The following is a 20,809-nucleotide window of genomic DNA, read 5'->3' as shown; positions in this document are numbered from 1 at the left end:
CCCGGACGGGACCGCCGCGGAACGCGGAACGGCCCGCCCCGGAGATCCGGGGCGGGCCGTCCGTACGGCTCGGGTCAGAGGCCGAGGCGCTGCTTGAGGTTCTCGAGCTCGTCGCGCATCGACGTCGGCAGCTTGTGGCCGACCTTGGCGAACCACTCCTCGATGAGCGGGATCTCCTGCTTCCACTCCTCGGGGTCGACGGCGAGCGCGGCCGCGACGTCCTCGGCGGTGGCGTCGACGCCCTCGAGGTCCATCTGGTCCGGCGTGGGCACGTAGCCGATCGGGGTCTCGGCCGCCGCGGCCTTGCCCTCGATCCGCTCGATGACCCACTTCAGCACGCGGCTGTTCTCGCCGAAGCCCGGCCACAGGAAGCGGCCGTCCTCGCCGCGGCGGAACCAGTTGACGTAGAAGATCCGCGGCAGCTTGCTCGCGTCCGCGTCCTTGCCGACGTTCACCCAGTGCTGGAAGTAGTCGCCGACGTTGTAGCCGAGGAACGGCAGCATGGCCATCGGGTCACGGCGCACCTGACCGAGCCCGCCCGTCGCGGCCGCGGTCTTCTCCGACGACATCGTGGCGCCCATGAAGGTGCCGTGCTGCCAGTCGCGGGCCTCGGTCACCAGCGGGACCGTGGTCTTGCGCCGGCCGCCGAACAGGATCGCCGAGATCGGCACGCCCTGCGGGTCCTGCCACTCCGGCGCCACGACCGGGCACTGCGAGATCGGCACGGTGTAGCGGGAGTTCGGGTGCGCGGCGTCCGACTCGGACCCGGGCGTCCAGTCGTTGCCCTTCCAGTCCTTGAGGTGCTGGGGGTCGCCCTCCAGGCCCTCCCACCAGACGTCGCCGTCGTCCGTGAGCGCGACGTTGGTGAAGATCGCGTTCCCGGCCTCGATGGTGCGCATCGCGTTCGGGTTGGTCTTCCAGTTCGTGCCCGGCGCGACGCCGAAGAAGCCGAACTCGGGGTTGACCGCGTACAGCCGGCCGTTCTCGCCGAAGCGCATCCAGGCGATGTCGTCCCCGACGGTCTCGGCGCGCCAGCCCGGGACGGTCGGCTGCAGCATCGCCAGGTTGGTCTTGCCGCAGGCCGACGGGAAGGCCGCCGCGACGTAGTAGGACTTCTCCTCCGGGCTGATCAGCTTGAGGATCAGCATGTGCTCGGCGAGCCAGCCCTCGTCGTGCGCGATCGCGGAGGCGATCCGCAGCGCGTAGCACTTCTTGCCCAGCAGCGCGTTGCCGCCGTAGCCGGAGCCGAAGGACCAGATCTCCCGGGTCTCCGGGAAGTGGGTGATGTACTTCGTGTCGTTGCAGGGCCAGGGCACGTCCTTCTGCCCCGGCTCGAGGGGCGCACCGACCGAGTGCACCGCCGGGACGAACTTCTCGCCTGCGGGGCCGTCCAGCAGCGGCAGCACCGAGGCGCCCATCCGGGTCATGATCTTCATCGAGACCACGACGTACTCGGAGTCGGTGATCTCGACGCCCAGCATCGGCTCCTCGGCGTCGAGCGGGCCCATGCAGAACGGGATGACGTACATCGTGCGGCCGCGCATGCAACCGCGGAAGAGCCCCCGCAGCGTCTCGCGCATCTCCGTGGGGTCGGCCCAGTTGTTGGTGGGACCCGCGCCCTCCTCCGTGGCCGAACAGATGAAGGTGCGCTCCTCGACCCGCGCGACGTCGTCCGGGTCGGAGGCGGCGTAGAAGCTGTTGGGCTTCTTCTCCTCGTTCAGCTTGACGAAGGTGCCGGCCTCGACGAGGCGGCTCGTCATGCGGTCCCACTCGGCCTCGGACCCGTCGCACCAGACGACGGCCTCCGGCGCGGTCAGCTCCGCGATCTCACGCACCCATGACAGCAGGCGCGCATTGGTCGTGGGCGCATCGTCGATCCCTGGGACGGTCGCTGCGGTCATGTGAGTCTCCTAGCCTGGCCGGCCCCCGTTCCCCGGCCGGGGAATGCTGGCAGAGCCTCGCCTGGTCGGGACGAGGCTCGTAACGGGGAAAGATGACTACAGAGGTTACCGGGCAGACCCTGTTCCACACATCGATGCGAACTGTCGATTGACTCACAACACCGATCATGGAATCGATACAGTTTGTGCTGACAAATGCGCTCACCACCGCATTCGCGGAGGATCCGGGCACGTCCGGGACGTGCGCGCGGCGGCCGGCCGCCGGCGCCGTGGTTCAGCGGTGCGACGCCGTCATGACGCACGTGTGAAATCGGGCTCAGGGCTTACGAATTCGAAATGCGCAACCATGCCCGACGGAACAGCAATTCCCGTCCTCTTCAGGCGCTGCGCAACGCACCCGCGCGCGACGGGCGACCCGACGGCCGGGACGGGGTGCCGGCGATCGCCGGGAGCAGGATCGGGAGCCGGTGCGCCTGCACCTGCCAGAAGCGGGTCTCGGGCTCGCCCGCGCGCCAGGCGTCGGCCAGCCGGGCCGCCGCCTCGGGGTCGGTGACCCGCCGCGGGCGCGGCCGCATGCCGCACCGCAGGCGGATCTCCGCGTCGAGCGCGCGCCAGGCGGCCTCGGCCGTCGAGAAGACCTGCACGTCGGCCGGCCCGTCCTCGTCGCCCACGACCAGGGTGTACGCGCTCACGGCGTCCAGGGACACGGTCCGACCTCCTCGCACTCGCCGGCCGCGGCGTCGGTGGCGCGGAACAGCTCGTTGACTTCACCCGACCCGAGGCTCAACGGACATGGTGCGGACCGGGTACGCCCGCGGCGGCGCGACGCGCCGGACGGGCCTCCGGGTACGACGAGGGAATGCGCCGAACGGCGTTTGCCCGCGGGACGAGCGGGGTACCGGCGGGGCCCGCTCGGGCCGCGTACCGACCGAGCCCGGTCAGGCCGGGTCGCCGAGCCCGGCCAGCAGCCGGGCCAGCGCCGCCGGCTCGCTGAGCATCGGCCAGTGCCCCGTCGGGAGCTCGGCGAAGGACCACTCCGGCCCGGCCATCTCCGCGAAGGCCGGCACCCCGGCCGCGATCAGCTCACGGGCCTGGGCCTGCGTGAAGCTGCACGCCACGACCGTCTTCGGCAGCGTCGGGTCCGGTGTGCCGCGCCGGGCGCCGGTGAGGACCACCCCGGCGGGCTCGGCGAGCGCGCGGGCGTGCAGCTCGGCGAAGGTCTCGTCGTCGAGCCCCGCGGTGCTCGTGCCCAGCTGCGCGAACTCGGCGCAGGTGGGCATCGGCTGCACCCCGCCGTGATCGGCGATGCGGGCACGGATCCACTCCTGCGCCTCCGGCGGGTTGAAGTCGACCTGCGGCACGTCGTCCGGGAGCGGGCCGGTGTCGACGAACACGAGCCGCGTGACCCGGTCCCGGGCCCGCTCGGCCGCGGCCGCGCAGACCGGGCCGCCGCCGCTGTGCCCCACGAGCACCGCCGGGCCGACCTTCTCCAGGACCTGCAGCACGTCGTCGACGTGGCTCTCCGCGGTCGCGTCCGGCTCGTGCCCGAGATCCACCGGATGCACCTCGTGGCCCGCGACGCGCAGCTCCGCGGCCACCGCGTCCCACGCCCACGCCCCCAACCAGAACCCCGGAACCAGTACGTATGTCGTCATGGGAAGAACGGTAAGGGCGAATCAGGGCTGATCCGGTCCTGTTTACTGACGGGATGTCGGCCGGTCGCGTGCTCGCCCTGCTGGAGCTCCTCCAGGCCCGGCCGGGGCTGACCGGCCCGGAGCTGGCGGACCGCCTGGAGGTCGACGTCCGCACGGTCCGCCGGTACGTCGCCGCCCTGGAGGGGCTCGGCGTGCCGGTGGTGGCGGAGCGCGGGCGGTACGGCGGCTACCGCCTCCTGCCCGGCTACAAGCTGCCGCCGCTCATGCTGTCCGGCGACGAGGCCGTCGCCGTGGTGCTCGGGCTGCTCGCGGCCGAACGCACCGGGATGCACGCCGCGGCCCCGGCGGTGGCGAGCGCGCGGGCGAAGGTGGAGCGGGTGCTGCCCGCCGAGCTGCGCGACCGGGTCGCCGCCGTCGCCGGGGCGCTCGGCTTCACCATTGCCGCCCGCGACGGGGCCGCCCCCGCGGCCGATGTCCTGCTCGGCCTCGGCGAGGCGGTGCGGGACCGGCGCCGGGTGCGGCTGGACTACCGCTCCTGGCGCGGCGAGGAGAGCACCCGCGAGCTGGACCCCTACGGCCTCGTCTTCCACTCCGGACGGTGGTACGTGACGGGTCACGACCATCGTCGCGGGGCAGTGCGGACCTTCCGGCTGGACCGGGTCGCGCGGGTGGCACCGACCGGGGCCGGGTTCGCCGCGCCGGAGGGGTTCGACCCGGTGGCCCACGTCGTCGCCGGGCTGGCGGAGGTGCCCTACCGGCTCGAGGTGGAGGTCCTGGTGCACGGTCCGCCCGCGGAGGTTGCCCGACGGTGGCCGGCCTGGCTCGGCTCCGTCGAGGCCCACCCCGACGGCACGCTCCTCCGGACCCGGGCCGAGGACGCGGACGGGATGGCGCGCGCCCTCGCCGGCCTCGCCCGGCGGTTCACCGTGCTGCGTCCCGACGAGGTCCGGGAGGCGGTGGCGCGGCTCGCCGCCCGCCTCGCCGAGGACGCGGTCAGCGACGGCGGAGGCCCAGCACCACGGTGAGCGCGACGAGCAGCAGCGCGGCCGTGCCGACCCCGGCGGTGACGTCGACGCCGAGGGCGAAGGCCTCCCGCGCCGAGCCGAGCAGCGCGTCCGCGGCCGGAGCGGGCAGGCCGGCGGCGACGTCGACGGCACCACCCAGCGTCTGCCGCGCGGTGTCGGACGCCGCGGCGCCGAGCGCCACACCCGGCGCCGCGTCGGCCGGCACCTCGACCGCCGCCCGGTAGACCGCGCTCAGCACGCTGCCCAGGACCGCGGTGCCCAGCACCGCACCGAGCTCGTACGCGGTCTCGCTGACCGCCGAGGCCGACCCGGCCCGGTCGGCGGGGGCGGCGGCGAGGATCGCGTCGTTCGTGATCGTCTCGGACAGACCGATGCCCGCGCCGATGAGCACCGCGGCGACCAGCAGCAGTGTCCCGGCGGAGCCGACGCCGAGGCGCGTGCAGAGCACGTAGCCCGCGGCCGCGAGCCCGAGGCCCGCCGGCACCAGCGCCCGCAGCGGGAAGCGCCGGGCCAGGGCCGCGGCCCCGAGCCCGGCGAGGATCGTCGCGACCATCCCCGGGACCAGCACGAGGCCGGCCTCCAGCGGCGAGCGGCCCAGCACCAGCTGCAGGTACTGCGCGGCGAAGAACAGCAGCCCGGTGAGGGCGAACATCGTGGTCGCGTTGGCCAGCACCGACACCCGCACGACCGGCGACGCGAACAGGTCCAGGTCGATCAGCGGCCGGCGGCCGCGACCGGGCAGGTCCCGGCAGCGCCTGACGAACAGCGCGCCGGCCGCGCCCGCGACGGCCAGCTCGATCACCGACGCGACGCTGAAGCCGTGCTCGCCGATCGTGTGGATCGCGAGCACGGCGGGCGCCGCGGCCAGCATCGACAGCACGACCCCGCCGAGGTCCGGACGGCCGGGGTTCGCCATCCGGGACTCGGGCAGCACCAGCGGGGCGGCGACCAGCACCAGCACCGCGACCGGCACGTTGACCAGGAAGACCGCGCCCCACCAGAAGTGTTCGAGCAGCAGCCCGCCGACGATCGGGCCGAGCGCCGCGCCGGCGGCGAAGCCGGTCGCCCAGATCGCGAGCGCGAGCCGCCGCTGGGTGCGGTCGGCGAAGATCGTGCGCAGGATCGCCAGCACCGAGGGCATCAGCATCGCGCCGAAGAAGCCCAAAGCGGCGCGCGCGGCCACGAGGTGCGCCCCGTCCGTCGCGAAGGCGGCCAGCAGGGACACCGCGCCGAAGCCGGCGATCCCGACGAGCAGCAGCCGGCGACGCCCGATGCGGTCACCGAGCCCGCCCATCGCGATCAGCAGCCCGGCCAGGACGAGCGGGTAGACGTCGACGATCCACAGCAGGGTCGTCGCGTCCGGGCGGAGCGTGCGACTGATCGCCGGCAGGGCGAAGCCGAGCACGGTGTTGTCGACGGCGACCAGCAGCGTCGGGAGGAAGAGCACGGCGAGCGCGAGCCACTCGCGCACACCGGCGCGGGCCGGGATCTGCAGCGGGGAACGGGTGGAGGTCGGCGGGGAGAGCCGGGTGGCGGTCATGGCGTACGGGGTCCTTGCATGGGCCGGCGGCGCCCGGGGGCGCGTATCGGGGGCGGGGACGCAGCTGTACCGTCCGGACGGTACAGCTTTACCGTCCGGACGGTACAGTAGCTCCAACGGGCGGGTCCAGCCGCACATTCCGCTGGTGAGCGGCCTCACCGGGCGAGCAGGTCGGTAGGGTCCGGATGTGCCGAGCGCCCGCGACCGCGTCCTGGACGCCTACGAGACGCTGCTCATCGAGCAGGGTCCGGCGAGCGCCACGCTCGATGCCGTCGCCTCGGCGGCCGAGGTCTCCAAGGGCGGCCTGCTCTACCACTTCGGGTCCAAGGAGGCGCTCGCCGAGGGCCTGCTGGAGCGGCTGCGCGAACGCAGCGCCGCCGACGTCGCGCACATGCGCGCGGACCCCGACGGCGCCGTGGCCTACTACCTGCAGACCTCCGTGCCCGGCGCGGCCTCGCCGGTCGGGCTGACCCGCACCTACCTCGCCGCCCTGCGCATCGCCGACGGCAGTGCCACCGGCGAGGCGACCCGCCGCGCCCTCGCGGACGTCGACGCGCACGGCCTCGCCGCGCTGCGCACCGAGGTCCCGGACCCGGTGCTGTCCTGGCTCATCCAGCTCGTCGGCGACGGGCTGTACCTGCGCACGCTCACCGGCGCCCCGCTGACCGGCGACGTCGGCGTCGACGCGCTCGTCGCGCGGCTCCGTGAGTTGTTGATCTCGTCCTCCCGGGGCTAACGCCGGCTCCCCCCGCGCCGACTCTCCGGCCCGGGGGGACGAATCGGATGGTGCTGGTGCGACGCGGCGTCGTCGACGTGGACGTGGACCGGGTGGGGGCGGGCCCGCCCGTGGTGCTGCTCGGCTCGATCGCCGGCGGACGCCGGGTGTGGGACCCGCTCGCGGACGCGCTGCTGGACCGCTACCGGGTGCTCACGCTGGACCTGCACGGGCACGGCGCCACCCCGCCCTGGCCGGGCTTCCGGCCGCAGACGCTGACCGACCAGGTCCGGCTCGTGCACGCGGTGACCGCGGGCAGCACGGAACGGCTGGGGCTGGTCGGGCACTCCTTCGGCGGGGCCGTCGCGATGCGGGCCGCCGTCGAGCTGGGCGAGCGGGTCCGGGCCCTGGTCCTCGTCGAGCCGACGCCGTTCGCGCTGCTCGCCCGCGCGGGCCACGACGACCTGTTCGACGCCGTGTGCGCCTCCCGGGACCGGCTGGCGGAGGGCATCGCGGCCGGGCGGCCGGACGAGGCGGCGCGCGAGCTCACCGACCACTGGCTCGGGCCGGGCCACTGGGACGCGCTCCCGGCCGAGCGCCAGGCCTCCGTGGTGAAGGGGCTCCGGCACCGGCTCGCCGAGTTCGACGCGGTGACCGACCCCGGGCTCACGCTGGCCGAGGTCGCGACGGCCGAGGCCCCCACGCTGCTGATCCACTCGCCGGACCCGCTCGAGCCGGTGCGCGCGCTGGTCGACGTGCTCGGCGAGGCCCGGCCGGACTGGGAACGGGTGGAGCTGCCGGGCGCCGGGCAGTGGGCGCCGCTCACCGGGGCGGAGGAGCTGAAGCCGACGATCAGCGCGTTCCTCGACCGGCACCTTGGCCCGTGAGGACCGGAACCGGAGATCTTCTGGACGGCCGTCAGACTCGTCCTCTCCTCGTAACCCGAATCCAGCCACCGAGGATCGTCGCCAATGCTCCTCCAAGCCCCATGAGGGCTGCAAAGTCGAGGCCAGTCCATGCCCCCACAACCGCCGCGCCTGCGGCTATGCCGAGGCCTGCCAGATCCATGCACCGCTGGGAAGCCTTACGTGACGAGTCCATCCTGGCACGCTCCTTCAAGCCACCCGCTGCGACCGGGTTCACCAAACCACCACAGTCTTGCGGCAATGGCCCGGCTGACGCCCGTCCTTCTATGTGCCCAACTCTCCGAGTGCTCGCACGCCGTTGACCTGCAGCGATGTCTCTGTTCCGGATAGTTTCTCCGGCATCAGGGGAGATCATGTCCCTCGGATGCCTCGTCGAGTCTCTACAGTGAGCTACTAGGCGGCAAGGCGACTAGACTTGGGACGGAGTTCGATATGAGTCCGAAGCTTCGAAATCTTGGATCCAAGCGCGAACGCGAAGAGCTCCGCCGTCAGATGCTCAACCAAGGATTCTCAGTACGTGATATCTCGATCGAGATGAGCCGGCGATGGTACCTGCGTCCTCGCGCAGCGTTCCGTCACGCTAACGGATTCTCGCAAGATGAACTAGCTGACCGCTGCAACGACGCGCTGGCGGATCCCGCCGCGAGAATCTCTGGCAAACGGATCAGTGACTACGAGAATTGGCCTTCGGGTGGAAGCAAGCCAACCGTGTCTACCCTTCTCATAATCGCAAGCGTCCTCAAGGCCGAGATCAGCGATTTGGTCGATACACAGGACCGACAGCACTTTTCAGCTGATGATCTATCCTTAATACAGGGGATCGAGAGAACCATACTCGGTGAGAAGGCGCCGGGTGCAGGCGCTCCTCAAGCTCGCCGAACTGAATCCGGACTAGACGAGGCTCGACCGGTGAATAGAAGTGGCGACAAAACCCTGCGCAACCTCGTTATGGCAGCGGCAGAGGACTCGAGCAGGCACGTGGAGAAGGCCGAGGTAAGTCACGTGGAAGATCTTACTATCACTGAATTGAACGACGAGGTCGACAGAATTGCTCGCGTCTTCCTCCACGCAGATCCGGTCCCGGCCTTCGGTGAAATGATACGACTCCGAGACAGAGCCTATCGGTTACTGGAGAGAAGGCAGTACCCGCGCCAAACGAATGATCTATATTTCGCGGTCGGCAAGTTGAGCTGCCTACTGGGCGACGCCAGCAACAACTTTGGATTCAAGGAAGCGGCGAGCGAGCAATTTCGCGCTGCGTGGGCGTACGGTCAGATTATCGGAGACTCAAGCTTGCAAGCGTGGGTGAGGGGAGCCCAATCCTTCGCTGCCTTTACTGCAGACCGACCACGTGAGTCGGCCAGACTGGCTGAGTCAGGCCTCTCGATCGCAGCGAATCCTGGTGCGCGGCTGCGGTTGCACAGCCTTCGCGGGCTCGCTTTAGCCGCCGATGGAGATCGCGAAGGCACCCTTCACGCGCTCCGGCTCGGTGCGGCCGAGCGAGAGCGTGCCGACGGCTCAGACGGCTTGTCCGAGCGTGTCAGAGGTATGTTCAGCTGTACCGAGGCCAAACAAGAGTACTATGCGGCGACTGCGCTCAACTTGATTCGAGAGCCGCTTAATGCAGAATCGCATGCAATGCGCGCAATAGCCCTATATGAACAAGGGCCGATAGAGGAGCGTGCTTATGGAAATGAAGCCGTAGCGCGAGTTGACGTGTCGACAGCACGATTGGCGCTCGGCGACCTATCCGGAGCCGCAAGCGCGTTGGAACCGATTCTATCTCTATCTAACAGCAGGAGGGTAGACTGGCTAAGACCCCGACTGCAGATTGTTCGCGGGCAGCTAGCGAATGCACGGTACCGCCGCTCACGAGATGGGATTGACCTCGCCGACCGGATCGAGGACTTCACGACCGATCTTGCCGGACGCAGTCTACCCGGGAAGAATCTCTGAGGAGCTGCACTGATCGCCCGGCCATACCGACCGACTTCTCCATATTCGCGTTTCTTCCGAGCGCGGACGCTGTAGCCAGAGCTGACAACCCGATTCGAGGAGGACGGAAAGCCGCCTACCTATGCGCTGAGCGGTTCTTACCGTTCCCGATGGTTTCTCCCTGTTCGTCGACAACAGGCAATCGGATCGCACTTACCGCGATCAGCAGCGGTGCTGCCAGCCCGTCTGCCTGTTCCTGGTCAACATTCTGGCCCGCAGGCTGGGGATCCGCTCTCATGCTCGCGTCGCCCTTCCTTTTTGAATGGGATCATTAGTGGGCGAACCCCACCTCGTCGGAGGCTAGCATGCCTACGACCCCAACTTCAAGCAACGCACGGAGCATCTGCACAACGTCTTCTTCGCTGGCTCCCGCATTCTTTCCGAGATCGAGCAAGCTATCCAGTCGCCACCACTGTCTACCTGTCAACCCTAAAAGGATAGGCAGGGCCCGCACTGAGAACGTCAGCATTTGCATGTTGGTGATGACCTTCACTGAGGTCACGGTCGGGACAATCCGAGCCCGCGGTGCAAGCCATGTGAAGGACTGACGTCTCGAAGTCAGCGCTCGAATCGGAGTATCTAGACCGTCTTCAGGCTGTCGAGCAAGCGAGAATGGGGGACTCTGGTTGTCTTTGAATTCCCGGAAATCCTGCAGCAGCTTCTTGTCGGCGAGGGCGTCCGAAACAATCTCCCAGACCCTAGCTAGGTAAACTGTGTCGCCGAAAGAGGTAGTGATGTCGGCTCGGAGCTCTTCGAAGGCCCGCAACCGGTCGATTAGCCACTGCAGGAAGTCTAATCCATTCGCGAAACGGGCACTAAGGGTTAGATGCAAGCTCTGCTCCCCTTCGGGGCACTGCACATTGTGCCAATATCCCCGTGGCAGGTACAACAAGTCGCCTTGGCGGAGGAGTAGCTCGCTGAACCTCGCCGTGGCGGCCGGGGGACGATTTACTTCTACATCTCGGTCGAGGGGCGATCGTCGCGTCGGCTCGTAAATCCGCCACAACTTCGACCCTTGTACTTGCAACACGAAAACGTCGTGGTCGTCCCAATGTGTTGCGAAACCCGCATTGGTTGTCGTGCTAGCGAACAAGTTCGCGTCAACGTCGGCATGCAGAAAGGCTGCAGTGAAGCGACACACGTCTGCGACAGGCCTATGCAACTTCTCGAACGAGTCGATAATCAGGGTCGATCCGGAGCGCAACTCCTCATGAAACGCCTCAGGGGTTCGCGCTTCCTTCTGCTGGTCCAGCAGTCCCGCCGAAAAGATGCGCCCATCACTTGCAAACTTCACCTGAGGAAAATCGAGATCAGGACGGATAAGGATATTGTCGACTGTAGCCCAATCGACGAGTCTACTGAAGCGATCCGACGACTGCGCAGGCTGGTACCAGGGACGTCGATTGAGAACCTCTCGAAAGAATTGTTCTGGATCCGCCGGGCGTATCATGTCTGAGAAGCTCTGCAAACTTCACCTACTCATTTCGCTCACCGAGTTCCTCTTCCAATATATAGGAGATCAGGAAGGACGGCCAGCCGAAGCGTGACAGGTGTGAGCCACTGGCCGGCGCACTCATGGGACGACGAGACTTGGCGGTCCTCAGGCATTGAATGGCGGCGCTTCGTCGAGACGAGGCCCCGAAGTTCACGTTCGCCTGAGTCATCCCTCCAGGAACCTGCAGCCCGAGGGTCTGTCGGTGCCCCTGGCGTTGACCCCGGTGGCGAGCAGGGCATGGACGTTGACCACTCGCCCGCCCTCGCGGACCTTGAGCACGAGCGCGTCGGCGGTGACGAAGGTGTAGGGGCCTTGGTCGAGGGTCGACGCGCAAGTCGCCGAACTCCGCACCCGGCCACCGGCACCGCCCCCCATCCCGGCCAGCTCGGGCAAGACCGACCGGTATCGGCTCAACCGCGCCGGCGACCGCCAACTCAACCGCGCCTTGAGCACCGTCGCGTTATCCCGGTTGCGCTACGACCCGACCACCCGGGACCTCGCCGAACGCCGCCGCGCCAAGGGCAAGACCGACCACGAGATCAAACGCTGCCTCAAGCACTACATCACCGGACAGCTCTACCGACAGCTCGAAAACCCGCCGCTCACGGGTTGACGATCCATCGGAGCGTCCTGCTGCGGCAGATGTTGACGACCTTCATCCACACGCTGATGTCCGCCGTGGCCGACGCGGAGTGCGGCGCCGGCTACGGCGAACGCTCCGAGTCCCGCACGAACACCGGCAACGGCTACCGGCACCGCGACTTCGACACCCGCGCCGGCACGATCGACGTGGGTATTCCGAAGCTGCGCAACGGCTCGTACTTCCCGGACTGGCTCCTCGAGCGGCGCCGCCGCGCCGAACGCGCCCTGACCACCTGGTCGCGACCTGCTGTCTGCTCGGGGGTCTCCACACGGCGGATGGAGAAGCTCGTCGCGTGCGACCAGGCGGCGAGCACGACCGCGGCGACGATGGGCCCGACCCCGGAGATCGCGAGCAGGTCCGGGCGCCAGGCGCGCACGATCGCGCGGATCGCCCGCTCGTGGGCGTCGGTTTCCCCCGCAGCATCCGGATCCGCCGGGCCGGCGCCCGCAGGGTGGTCAGCATGGTGAACACGTGCACATCCGTGGCGGTGGGTCGCAGCCGGGCCGCGGTGGCGATCATCATCACCGGGCGTTGACCGCGGGACCGAGGCCCGCATTGGGTCCGGTGCGGTGATCACCTGGGCCCGGAGTTGGCGTTTTGGGCGTCGGTGGTGAATCGGCCTGGGTCTGGCAGAGGCGCTGAATCAGCAAGGAGACTGGCGAGGTGGTGCCCTGACCCCGGTTCATGGACACGCTGATCCCCGCATTGCGGGCGAAGCGAGATGACCCACGACCATGGCCCGCAAGAACTACTCCGACGAGTTCTGTCGGCAGGCCGTGGAGTTGTACGAGTCCACGCCGGGCGCGACGGTGCGCGGCATCGCCGAGGACCTGGGCATCGAGCGGGGCACCCTTCGGATGTGGCTCGAGCGGCTCGGCACCGGCCGCAAGACCGCCGCGGACGGCACCGCGGCCCGTAGCCCGCTCACACCCCGCTCCTCGCATCGACCATGTGCCGGTGGCGCCGGGTCCGATACCGGTGAGCCGGAGACCGCGGAGCAGCGACTGGCACGGCTGGAGGCCGAGAACGCCGCGTTGCAGGCGGAGAAGGCCAAGCTCGTCACCGAGCGGGAGATCCTGCGCGCGGCGGCCAAGTATTTCGCCGGGGAGACGAACTGGTGAACCGCTTCCAGTTCGTCGCCGACCACTCCGGCACCTGCAGCCCCGGCTGGAGCGTGAAGCGGTTGTGCGCCCTGCTCGACGTGCGACGTTCCTCGTTCTACGCCTGGAAGGCCACCGCGGCGGCCCGGGCCGCGCGCGCCGCTGCCGATGCCACGCTCGCGCAGCGGATCCGCACGGTGCACGCCGCGGACAGCACCTGCGGGCGGCCCAGGATCACCGCCGAGCGGGGCGACGAAGCGCCACCGCAGCGGCGGGTCAACCACAAGCGGATCGCCCGAATCATGCGCGCACGGCATCCACGGCTACCGCCGACGCCGCAAGGTCCGCACCACGATCCCCGAGCCCGCCGAGGGCGCGGTGCCCGACCTGCTCGGGCGCGACTTCACCGCCGAGGCGCCGAACCGCGTCTACGTCGGGGACATCACCTACCTGCCGCTGGCCGACGGCGGCAATCTCTACCTGGCCACGGTCATCGACTGCTGTTCCCGACATCTAATGGGTCCTGTCGGGCTTGGTTGTGCCAGGCTTGGCTCCGGTAGCGGCCAGCGGGTCAGCACTCCCGACCTCCGAGCGTCGAGCTCTACGGTCAGACCGTGCGCCCGCTGGTCGTGAGGGACTGAGACTGCTGATGGGATGACGTGCCCCCGCGTGCGACGTGTGGTGGGTGAGCACTTGACCATTAGAGCGCAGTGGTCTCCTCTCGCTGCCGTTGTTGCTGATGGAGTGCGCGGGAGGCCGGATGACGGTGTTCGTGGGTGATGACTGAGCCGAGGATCACCACGACGTCGAGTTGCTCGACGACACCGGGAGGCGTCTGGGCCGGGCCCGGCTGGGCGACGGCATGGCCGGGATGACCCGGCTGCACGAGATGATCGCCGAGCACCTCGACGACGCCGACGTCGACCCGGAGACCGGGATGTTCGCGGCCGGGGCTGTGGTGGTCGGGATCGAGACCGACCGCGGTCCGTGGGTCGCGGCGCTGGTCGCAGCCGGGTATGAGGTGTTCGCGATCAACCCGCTGTCGGCGGCCCGCTATCGGGAACGGCACTCCACCTCGGGAGCAAAGTCCGACCCGGGCGACGCCCACGTGCTGGCCGAGATCGTGCGCCTCGACCGGGCCCATCACCGCCCGGTGGCCGGGGACTCCGCGCAGGTCGAGGGCCTGAAGATGATCGCCCGCACGCACCAGAGTCTGGTTTGGGACCGCACCCGACATGCTCAGCGGCTGCGGCAGGCGTTGCGGGAGTACTTCCCCGCCGCCCTGGACGTGATCACGGCGGGCCGCCTGGAGCTCACCGACCCCGACGCCCTCGAGCTGATCGAGCGAGCCGGGGACCCGGACCGGGCGGCCCGGCTGTCACGGTCGAAGATCGCTGCGATCTTGAAGAGGGCCCGACGGCGTGATGTCGAGGCCCGCGCCGAGCTGATCCAGACCGCGCTGCGGGCCCCGGCGCTGCGCCAGCCGGCGGCGTTGGAGTCGGCCTACGCAGTCGTCGCGGGCACTCAGATCCGGCTGCTGGCCGGGATCATCGCCCAGCTCCCGCCGCTGGAGGCGGTGCTGGGCGAGGGTTTTGGCCGGCACCCGGACGCTGAGATCTACACCAGCCAACCCGGCCTCGGTGCGATCCTCGGGGCCCGGGTGCTCGCCGAGTTCGGAGACGACCCGCACCGCTACCGCGACGCGAAAGCCCGCAAGAACTACGCCGGAACCTCACCGATCACCCGCGCCTCCGGACGGCGCACCGTCGTGCTGGCCCGCTACGCCCGCAACAAACGCCTCGGCGACGCCGTCCACCAATGGGCCTTCTACGCGCTCACGAACTCACCAGGCGCCCGCGCCTACTACGACCAGCTCCGAGCCCGCAAAGTCGGTCACCACGCCGCCCTACGCCAGCTCGGGAACCGGCTCGTCGGGATCCTGCACGGCTGCCTCAAGACCCGAACCACCTACGACGAGACCACCGCCTGGGCCCACCGCTTCACCGCCGCCGCTTGACACCGCTACGCCATGGGATGTCTGACCGGGTGGGCGGTCGCCGACCACATGCGCATTGAGCTGGTCGAAGACGCCCTGCGCGCCGCCGCGACCCGCGGCAGCCTCGGCGGGGCGATCTTCCACTCCGACCACGGGTCGGTCTACACCTCCCGTGTCTACGCCCGGCTCTGCGACGAGCTCGGGGTGACCCAGTCCGTGGGCGCGGTCGGGTCGAGCACCGACAACGCCCTGGCCGAGTCGTTCAACGCCACCGTCAAACGGGAGGTCCTCCAAGACGCCTCGACCTGGCCCGACGAGCCCACCTGCCGGCGCGAGCTGTTCCGCTGGCTGACCCGCTACAACACCCGACGCCGGCACTCCTGGTGCCGCTACCAGACCCCGAACGGCTACGAGAAGGCCCACGCAGCTACCGTCCCGGCAGCCGCGTAATCCCACCCCTGTGTCCATGAACCGGGGTCAAGGCCCGCTGCCGGTCATCCCTTCGCCGCGCCGGAAGGTCTGGGCGGCATGGTGCGCTACGGCAACGGGGTTGCGCCGACCTCGGCGACAAACACCGCGGCCGTTCACGATCTACACCGTCCTATGAGGCAGCATCGCGATTCGAGATGCCACAACGCAATCAGACGGATTTCGACTCCCATCCAGACCCATCCGAACTCGGTCGGCTGTAGCTAGACCGGTCGGGTGCTGTCACTCAGGGGTCGGCGAACCAGGTCCACGGCGCCCACCAGTGCACCTCGCCCGGAGGCTCCACGGTGGACGGACGGACCGGGTGCGCGGGGAGCGTCGTCGGGCCGAGGCGGAGGACGCGGTCGGCGAGGCCGTCGCCGTCGAAGTCGGTGTGCAGCACGAGGTCCGGCCCGTCCGCGAGGACCGCGGAGTCGGCGTGGCCGTCGGCGTCCGTGTCGAGATCGTCGGCGCCGACCGCGACGCGGATCGGCACGGAGGGGTCGTACCCGAGGGGTTCGGCCCGCACCGGGGCGTCGACGTCCCCGTCCGGCTCAGCGCGCACCGGGACCTCCCAGCGATCTCAGCTCCGCGGTGAGCGCGGTGCGGCGCTCGGCGGCGGTGCGGTCGAGCAGTTCGGTGGCCCGCCGCTCGAGGTCGATCAGCAAGGCGGACAACGCCGACACGGTCGCGGCTTCGGCGTCGCGCAGCGCCGTGTCGAGCCAGTACCCCCACTCCTCGCGCTCGACGGCCGCCCGCCGGCGCCGCGCGAGCAGCACCACCGCGGCCACGGCCAGCCCGATCGCCGCCGGCAGGAGGGTGCGGCCACCCGCCACGGACAACCCCAGCGCGGGTGCGCCCGCGACGAGGACGAGCGCCAACCGCACGACGGCGGTGCCGGACCCGGTGCGCACCACCGCGTCCAGCCACCCCACGCGCCCCGGGGGGTCGGGCAGCCGCGCCGTGATCGCGCCCGCTTCCCTCGACGGCCGGGGGACGAGCTCGGGCGGCAACGGGAGCGGGCCGAGCATCCGGCCCGCCGCGCGCCGCACCGCCGCCTCGGCCTCTCCCCTGCTGCGGGCGAGGAGCGTGGCCGTCGCGCGCCCGATCGCGGGTTCCAGCACGTCCGGCAGCGACGAGCGCGGGCCGCTGATCCACGGGGCGCTCAGGGTGCGCAGGTCACGGAGGGCGGCCGCGAGGTCGGCGGTCGCGCGGAGCCGGACGAGGGCGAGATCACCGCGCAGCCGCGCCCGGTGCCGTCCGTCCACTTCGGCCAGTGCGGCGGCGACCTCGGTCCGCCTGGCGCGCAACGCCTCGGCGTGCCGGCGGGTCAGCGGAGGCAGGGCTGCGGTCGTGGTCACGGCGGGCAGCCTCGCCGACCGGGGGCGGCCCGCGGGATGGATCGGCGGAACCCTTCACGCGCGTGAACGGACGCCTCCGGCGCCGCGTGGTCGTCCCGCGCGACCACCGCGGCTCACCCCCGCCGGGGGATCCTCCCCGGGGCCCGTCCGGCGCGGCACCGCCGCACGCTCGCACGCGACCTGCACGAGTTCCGCCCGATCGCACCCCGCCCCTCGCCCGCGGGCCGTCGGTACGTCAGAGTGGAACGTCGAGGACGGGACGGGACGACGCGACCGGGGGGAAACGATCGTGGGCCGACGGGGTGGGGGAGCGGGCCGGTGAGGCCCGGCGCGCCCCCCGGCGCCGGCCTCGCCGCCGACCTCGCCGGGAGCCCCGACCTCGAGCCCGACCCGGCCGGCTGGACCGGGCTGGACCAGCGCGGTGTACCGGTCGCGGGGGTGCTGACGACCGTCACCGTCGCCGTCCTGGGCGCGACGGCCGTGGTCGTCGTCGCCGCCCGCGAGCCCGAGCTCGCCGGGCCGGTCGCGCTGTGGACGCTCGCGGTCTCGCTGCTGCTCGTCGGGTTCGCCGTCGCCACCTCCTACGCGCGGTGGCGCTGCTCGCGCTACCGGGTCACCGCCGATCGGGTCGAGCTGCGCACCGGCGTGATCGTCCGGCGGGCGCGCAGCATGGCGATCGAGCGCGTCCGGACCGTCGACGTGGCCGCGGGCCCGGTCCTGCGGGCGTTCGGCCTGGTCACCCTGCGCGTGGGCACGGGCCAGCAACGCGGCCGCGGGGAGGCGACGCTGCGGCTGCGCCCGGTCGAGCGGATGGAGGCCGACCGGCTGCGCACGCTGCTGCTCGACCGGATGCGCTCCGCGGGCGGCCCGCCCGCCGGCCCCGCCGACGGCCGCATCGCCGAGCTGGACCCGCGGTGGCTGCGCTACGGCGTGCTCACCGCCGCCACCCCGCTGTTCGGGATCGCCGTGCTGGCCGTGGTCCTCGCGCTGGTCGACCGCCCGCTCGGCCCGCTGCTGCGGGTGGCGCCGCCGGCGGCCCGGATCGTGCTGGTCGTGCTCGGCATCCTGCTGGCCGGCACGGTCGTCGCGTTCCTGGTGTACGCCGAGACGTGGAGCGGGTTCCGGCTGGACCGCGAGCCGGGAGGCACGCTGCGCGTCCGGCGGGGAGTGCTCACCACCCGCTCGATCTCGCTGGAGGAGCGGCGCCTGACCGGCGTCGAGCTCGTCGAGCCGCTGGGGGTGCGGCTGGCCGGGGCCGCGCGTGTCGACGCCGTCGCGAGCGGGCTGCTCGTGGGCAGCGGCACCGAGAGCACCGAGCACCGCACCCTGCTGCCGACCGCGCCGCGCCGGCTCGCCGAGCGCGTCGCCGCGGTGATCCTCGGCGAGTCCCGCTCGCCCACGGCCGCCGCGCTGCGCCCGCACCCGCCCGCCGCGCGCCGCCGGCGGCTGCGGCGGGCGGCACTCGTCGTCACGCCGCCGGTGGTGGTGCTCGTCGCGGCGGGGGTGGTCACCGGGACGCTGTGGCCGGTGCTCGTCGCGGTGGTCCTGGCCGCCGTCGGCGCCCCGGTCGGCGCGGCGATCGCGCTCGACACCTACCGCGGGCTGGGCCACGCCGTGGTCGGCGGCTACCTCGTGGTGCGCGCCGGGTCGCTGCGCCGCAGCACCGTCGCGCTGCACCTCGACGGCGTGATCGGCTGGACCGTGCGGCAGACGATCCTGCAGCGGCGCAACGGACTCGTCACCCTCGGGGCGACCACGGCGGCCGGTCGGGGCGCCTTCCACGCCCACGACGTCGACGGCCGGGAGGCGCTGCGGCTGGCCGGCGAGGCCACGCCGTCACTCCTCGCGCCGTTCCTGGTCTCGGGTCCCGTTCCCGGCCCCGTCCCCCGTGCCGCGGGCGACCAGCCGCGCGTAGCGGTGTCCGGCCGCCAGCAGGACCAGCCCGGCGCCGAGGAAGGCCGCGACGCGGGCGAGGCCGTCGAGCGCCAGCAGGTCGAACAGCACCAGCTTGCCGACCGCTGCCGCCACCAGGACCGCACCCGCCGCCCGTAGCGCCGGCCGGGTGATCCCGCGGGCCAGCAGGACCAGCGCCGCGACCGTCCACGACACCGTGACGAGCGCGTGCCCGGCGAGGAAGCCCGTGCGGTCGGGCGACACGAGCAGCGCCGCGGTCACCACCGTGGTGGTGGCGCCGTGCAGCGCGACGAGCGCCAGCGGGACCCAGAGCACGGCGGTGCGGGCGTCGGCCCTGATCAGCCCGGTCCGCCCTGCGGCGACGAGCGCCGCGACCGCCGCGGCGAGGACCAGGACGGCGAGTACGAGACCGCGGAAGGGGACGGGCAGGGCGGGGACCGAGGTCGGGTCGGGCAGCGCCCCGGCCAGCGCACCGAGGTAGCCGATCAGCGCGAAGCCGCCACCGACGAGCAACCCCACCCGGCTGCGCAGCACCGCAGCCGCGACCAGGACCACGACGCCCTCGCCGAGCAGGACCGCGTCGAGGGTGCCGCCGTCGAACGCCACGACGGTCGCCACCAGGAGGGCGACCGAGCCGGCCACCAGCGCGGTGAGCCGGACGGCGGCGCGCCCGGCCGGGATCGCCAGCGCGAGAAGGGCAACCGCCGCGAGCAGCGCCAGCCCCGCGCCCGGCCACGGACCGGTCCGGGTCGCGAGCGCCAGCAGCGGCAGCGGAGCGGCCGCGACGACCCAGGCCAGGGCGAGCGGCGCCGGCCGGGTGCCGGGACGGTCGAGCAGGAGCGTCGGGACGAGCCCCACGACCAGCGCGGCGGCCGCGGCCGCGATCGCGGGGACGAGCGGTTCGGCGTACGGGCCGACCAAGCCGTAAGCGCGGGCGCGCCGGCCGCCGTCGCGGCGAGCACGCCCCAGCCGCGGCGCACCACCGCCGGCACCGCCGCGGCCTGCAGCACCACGACGAGCGCGACGAGCAGCGGTCCCGGGCCGTCGGCGACGAACGGCGCGAGCAGCGCCGCCCCGACCACGGACCCCAGGGCGAGCGCCTGCGACCGCCAGCGGTCGGCCAGGGCCACCCCGCCCGCGGCGACGACGAGGGCGGCGAGGAGGCCGGCGACCGCGGGCAGGAGGCCGTACAGCGCGGTGGCGGCCGCGACCGTCAGGTACAGCGCCGTGACCCCGGTGCCGACCAGCGCGAGCGCCCCGGTCCGCGCCTCGGGCCGGCGGTGCAGCCGCATCCCGAGCCCGACCAGGACGGCCCCGAGGAGGGCCCCCGCGGCCACGCGGCCGGGCGGGGAGAACCAGCCCCGCGAGGCGGCCAGCACCAGCAGCAGGACGACACCGAGCAGCGTCACCGCCGCACCGGTCACCGCCAGGAGGGCGGGGCCGGAGAACCGGCCCCGGAGCCGCTCCACCAGGCTGGGCCGGCGCGGGCCGATCGGCGCGGCGTACTGGAACGCCTGGTGGGGACCGATGGCGACGCCCGGCGGGAACGGCCCCCACGGTCCACCCGCGGGCGACGGCGACACACCCGACCGGGGCGTCCACAGCGTGGCCACAGGATCGGTGGTGTAGTGCCGCGACACGCGCGGCGGGACGGACGGTGCCGACGCGTCGGCGGACGGTCGCGAGGCCTCCGCAGGGCCCGCCGAGGCCCCCACCGCGGCCCCGTCCGGGATGCCGTCCGCCGCACCGCCGCGCAGCTCCGTGACCAGCGCGTTCACGGTGCCGCCGAGCTCGTCGACCCGCCTGCCGAGACGGGTCAGCTCGACGGCCACGGAGAGCAGCCGTTCGTCGAGCGCGGGCGGACGACCGGTCGGTTCGGACATACCGCTGAGCATGCCGCCGATCGGACGCGTCAGGATGCGTACGACTACGAGGATCGAGTCACGACACGGTCACGCTCCCCGACCGACCCGATCCCCGGCGAGTGAGATCGCGATCACCCGTAACCGGGGGTCGCGGTGACTCGTTGTCCCGATTGGAGCGGACCTGTCTGGAGGTTGTGTGAGCGCCGTAAC

At 71.6% G+C, this 20,809-nt stretch carries 14 protein-coding genes and 7 pseudogenes; 11 read left to right on the top strand and 10 right to left on the bottom strand.

Going from position 1 to position 20,809, the window contains the following annotated elements; genetic code table 11:
* Window positions 1–74: 74 nt before the first annotated feature.
* The 3 genes from PKE99_RS01430 to PKE99_RS01420 all read right to left on the bottom strand — a co-directional run bounded on the left by PKE99_RS01430 (window position 75) and on the right by PKE99_RS01420 (window position 3,556).
* Entirely contained in the window at window positions 75–1,901 is a 1,827-nt protein-coding gene (locus tag PKE99_RS01430) for a phosphoenolpyruvate carboxykinase (GTP) (RefSeq protein ID WP_037042023.1), read from the bottom strand.
* A 377-nt stretch (window positions 1,902–2,278) separates the two neighbouring features.
* Window positions 2,279–2,608 carry a hypothetical protein gene (locus PKE99_RS01425; RefSeq protein ID WP_037042026.1) on the bottom strand — a complete coding sequence of 110 codons (330 nt, stop codon included), beginning with the start codon at window positions 2,606–2,608 and terminating at the stop codon, window positions 2,279–2,281.
* A gap of 231 nt (window positions 2,609–2,839) precedes the next feature.
* Window positions 2,840–3,556, bottom strand: coding sequence for an alpha/beta fold hydrolase (locus tag PKE99_RS01420; protein WP_037042027.1), 717 nt, complete (start codon window positions 3,554–3,556; stop codon window positions 2,840–2,842).
* 53 nt (window positions 3,557–3,609) lie between these two features.
* Between PKE99_RS01420 and PKE99_RS01415 the strand changes: the two genes are divergently transcribed.
* Window positions 3,610–4,581, top strand: coding sequence for a helix-turn-helix transcriptional regulator (locus PKE99_RS01415; protein WP_037042028.1), 972 nt, complete (start codon window positions 3,610–3,612; stop codon window positions 4,579–4,581).
* Here the strand turns inward: PKE99_RS01415 and PKE99_RS01410 are convergent.
* A complete protein-coding gene (locus tag PKE99_RS01410; protein WP_037042029.1) occupies window positions 4,550–6,121 on the bottom strand; it encodes an MFS transporter in 1,572 nt (523 codons plus the stop codon). The genes PKE99_RS01415 and PKE99_RS01410 overlap by 32 nt on opposite strands.
* Window positions 6,122–6,308: 187 nt before the next feature.
* On the opposite strand from PKE99_RS01410, the gene PKE99_RS01405 reads away from it, so the two are divergent.
* The 3 genes from PKE99_RS01405 to PKE99_RS01395 all read left to right on the top strand — a co-directional run bounded on the left by PKE99_RS01405 (window position 6,309) and on the right by PKE99_RS01395 (window position 9,718).
* Window positions 6,309–6,857: a TetR/AcrR family transcriptional regulator gene (locus PKE99_RS01405; protein ID WP_037042030.1), complete on the top strand. Its 549-nt coding sequence runs from the start codon at window positions 6,309–6,311 to the stop codon at window positions 6,855–6,857.
* A 47-nt stretch (window positions 6,858–6,904) separates the two neighbouring features.
* On the top strand, window positions 6,905–7,723 hold the full coding sequence (locus PKE99_RS01400; protein WP_037042032.1) for an alpha/beta fold hydrolase: 819 nt from the start codon (window positions 6,905–6,907) through the stop codon (window positions 7,721–7,723).
* Between the two features lie 471 nt (window positions 7,724–8,194).
* Complete coding sequence (locus PKE99_RS01395; RefSeq protein WP_156067293.1) at window positions 8,195–9,718, top strand: helix-turn-helix domain-containing protein; 1,524 nt, start codon at window positions 8,195–8,197, stop codon at window positions 9,716–9,718.
* Window positions 9,719–10,028: 310 nt separating this feature from the next.
* Here the strand turns inward: PKE99_RS01395 and PKE99_RS01390 are convergent, their stop codons facing one another.
* Together PKE99_RS01390 and PKE99_RS01385 are read right to left on the bottom strand one after the other, a co-directional pair.
* Window positions 10,029–11,051, bottom strand: coding sequence for a JmjC domain-containing protein (locus tag PKE99_RS01390; RefSeq protein ID WP_306470721.1), 1,023 nt, complete (start codon window positions 11,049–11,051; stop codon window positions 10,029–10,031).
* A gap of 379 nt (window positions 11,052–11,430) precedes the next feature.
* Window positions 11,431–11,573: pseudogene (locus PKE99_RS01385) on the bottom strand (transposase); the annotation flags it as partial.
* A 52-nt stretch (window positions 11,574–11,625) separates the two neighbouring features.
* Between PKE99_RS01385 and PKE99_RS01380 the strand changes: the two are divergent.
* From PKE99_RS01380 to PKE99_RS01355, 6 genes and pseudogenes are all read left to right on the top strand, one after another.
* Window positions 11,626–11,691: pseudogene (locus PKE99_RS01380) on the top strand (hypothetical protein); the annotation flags it as partial.
* Window positions 11,692–11,697: 6 nt separating this feature from the next.
* Complete coding sequence (locus tag PKE99_RS01375) at window positions 11,698–11,865, top strand: hypothetical protein (protein ID WP_231498082.1); 168 nt, start codon at window positions 11,698–11,700, stop codon at window positions 11,863–11,865.
* A pseudogene (locus PKE99_RS01370) lies at window positions 11,862–12,185 on the top strand (transposase); the annotation flags it as partial. The gene PKE99_RS01375 and the pseudogene PKE99_RS01370, both read left to right, overlap by 4 nt.
* A gap of 444 nt (window positions 12,186–12,629) precedes the next feature.
* A pseudogene (locus PKE99_RS01365) lies at window positions 12,630–13,517 on the top strand (IS3 family transposase); the annotation flags it as partial.
* 238 nt (window positions 13,518–13,755) lie between these two features.
* Window positions 13,756–15,012 (top strand): annotated as a pseudogene (locus tag PKE99_RS01360) (IS110 family RNA-guided transposase).
* Window positions 15,013–15,033: 21 nt separating this feature from the next.
* Window positions 15,034–15,441, top strand: a pseudogene (locus PKE99_RS01355) (transposase); the annotation flags it as partial.
* 265 nt (window positions 15,442–15,706) lie between these two features.
* Here PKE99_RS01355 and PKE99_RS01350 read toward each other — a convergent pair.
* Window positions 15,707–16,024 (bottom strand): hypothetical protein, encoded by a 318-nt coding sequence (locus PKE99_RS01350; RefSeq protein ID WP_037042042.1) that lies wholly within the window; start codon window positions 16,022–16,024, stop codon window positions 15,707–15,709.
* A complete protein-coding gene (locus tag PKE99_RS01345) occupies window positions 16,014–16,820 on the bottom strand; it encodes a hypothetical protein (RefSeq protein ID WP_037042043.1) in 807 nt (268 codons plus the stop codon). The genes PKE99_RS01350 and PKE99_RS01345 overlap by 11 nt, the downstream gene beginning before the upstream one ends.
* Before the next feature lie 318 nt (window positions 16,821–17,138).
* Between PKE99_RS01345 and PKE99_RS01340 the strand changes: the two genes are divergently transcribed.
* Window positions 17,139–18,872, top strand: a complete 1,734-nt coding sequence (locus tag PKE99_RS01340) for a PH domain-containing protein (protein WP_051736958.1) — start codon at window positions 17,139–17,141, stop codon at window positions 18,870–18,872.
* On the opposite strand, the pseudogene PKE99_RS01335 reads toward PKE99_RS01340, so the two are convergent.
* Window positions 18,786–19,253 (bottom strand): annotated as a pseudogene (locus PKE99_RS01335) (DUF2339 domain-containing protein); the annotation flags it as partial. The gene PKE99_RS01340 and the pseudogene PKE99_RS01335 sit on opposite strands and share 87 nt — an antisense overlap.
* A complete protein-coding gene (locus PKE99_RS01330) occupies window positions 19,220–20,617 on the bottom strand; it encodes a DUF2339 domain-containing protein (RefSeq protein WP_051736960.1) in 1,398 nt (465 codons plus the stop codon). The pseudogene PKE99_RS01335 and the gene PKE99_RS01330, both read right to left, overlap by 34 nt.
* Between the last annotated feature and the right edge of the window lie 192 nt (window positions 20,618–20,809).

Origin of the sequence: Pseudonocardia halophobica, assembly GCF_027922425.1 — a bacterium.
GTDB classification, from domain to species: domain Bacteria; phylum Actinomycetota; class Actinomycetes; order Mycobacteriales; family Pseudonocardiaceae; genus Pseudonocardia; species Pseudonocardia halophobica.
This window is presented reverse-complemented; position numbering and strand designations above follow the sequence as displayed.

What these genes read in the sequence shown, in the direction of transcription:
- PKE99_RS01430 (WP_037042023.1), bottom strand. Translation starts at nt 1,901, where the DNA reads ATGACCGCAGCGACCGTCCCAGGGATCGACGATGCGCCCACGACCAAT.
- PKE99_RS01420 (WP_037042027.1), bottom strand. Translation starts at nt 3,556, where the DNA reads ATGACGACATACGTACTGGTTCCGGGGTTCTGGTTGGGGGCGTGGGCG.
- PKE99_RS01415 (WP_037042028.1), top strand. Translation starts at nt 3,610, where the DNA reads ATGTCGGCCGGTCGCGTGCTCGCCCTGCTGGAGCTCCTCCAGGCCCGG.
- PKE99_RS01410 (WP_037042029.1), bottom strand. Translation starts at nt 6,121, where the DNA reads ATGACCGCCACCCGGCTCTCCCCGCCGACCTCCACCCGTTCCCCGCTG.
- PKE99_RS01400 (WP_037042032.1), top strand. Translation starts at nt 6,905, where the DNA reads ATGGTGCTGGTGCGACGCGGCGTCGTCGACGTGGACGTGGACCGGGTG.
- PKE99_RS01395 (WP_156067293.1), top strand. Translation starts at nt 8,195, where the DNA reads ATGAGTCCGAAGCTTCGAAATCTTGGATCCAAGCGCGAACGCGAAGAG.
- PKE99_RS01330 (WP_051736960.1), bottom strand. Translation starts at nt 20,617, where the DNA reads ATGTCCGAACCGACCGGTCGTCCGCCCGCGCTCGACGAACGGCTGCTC.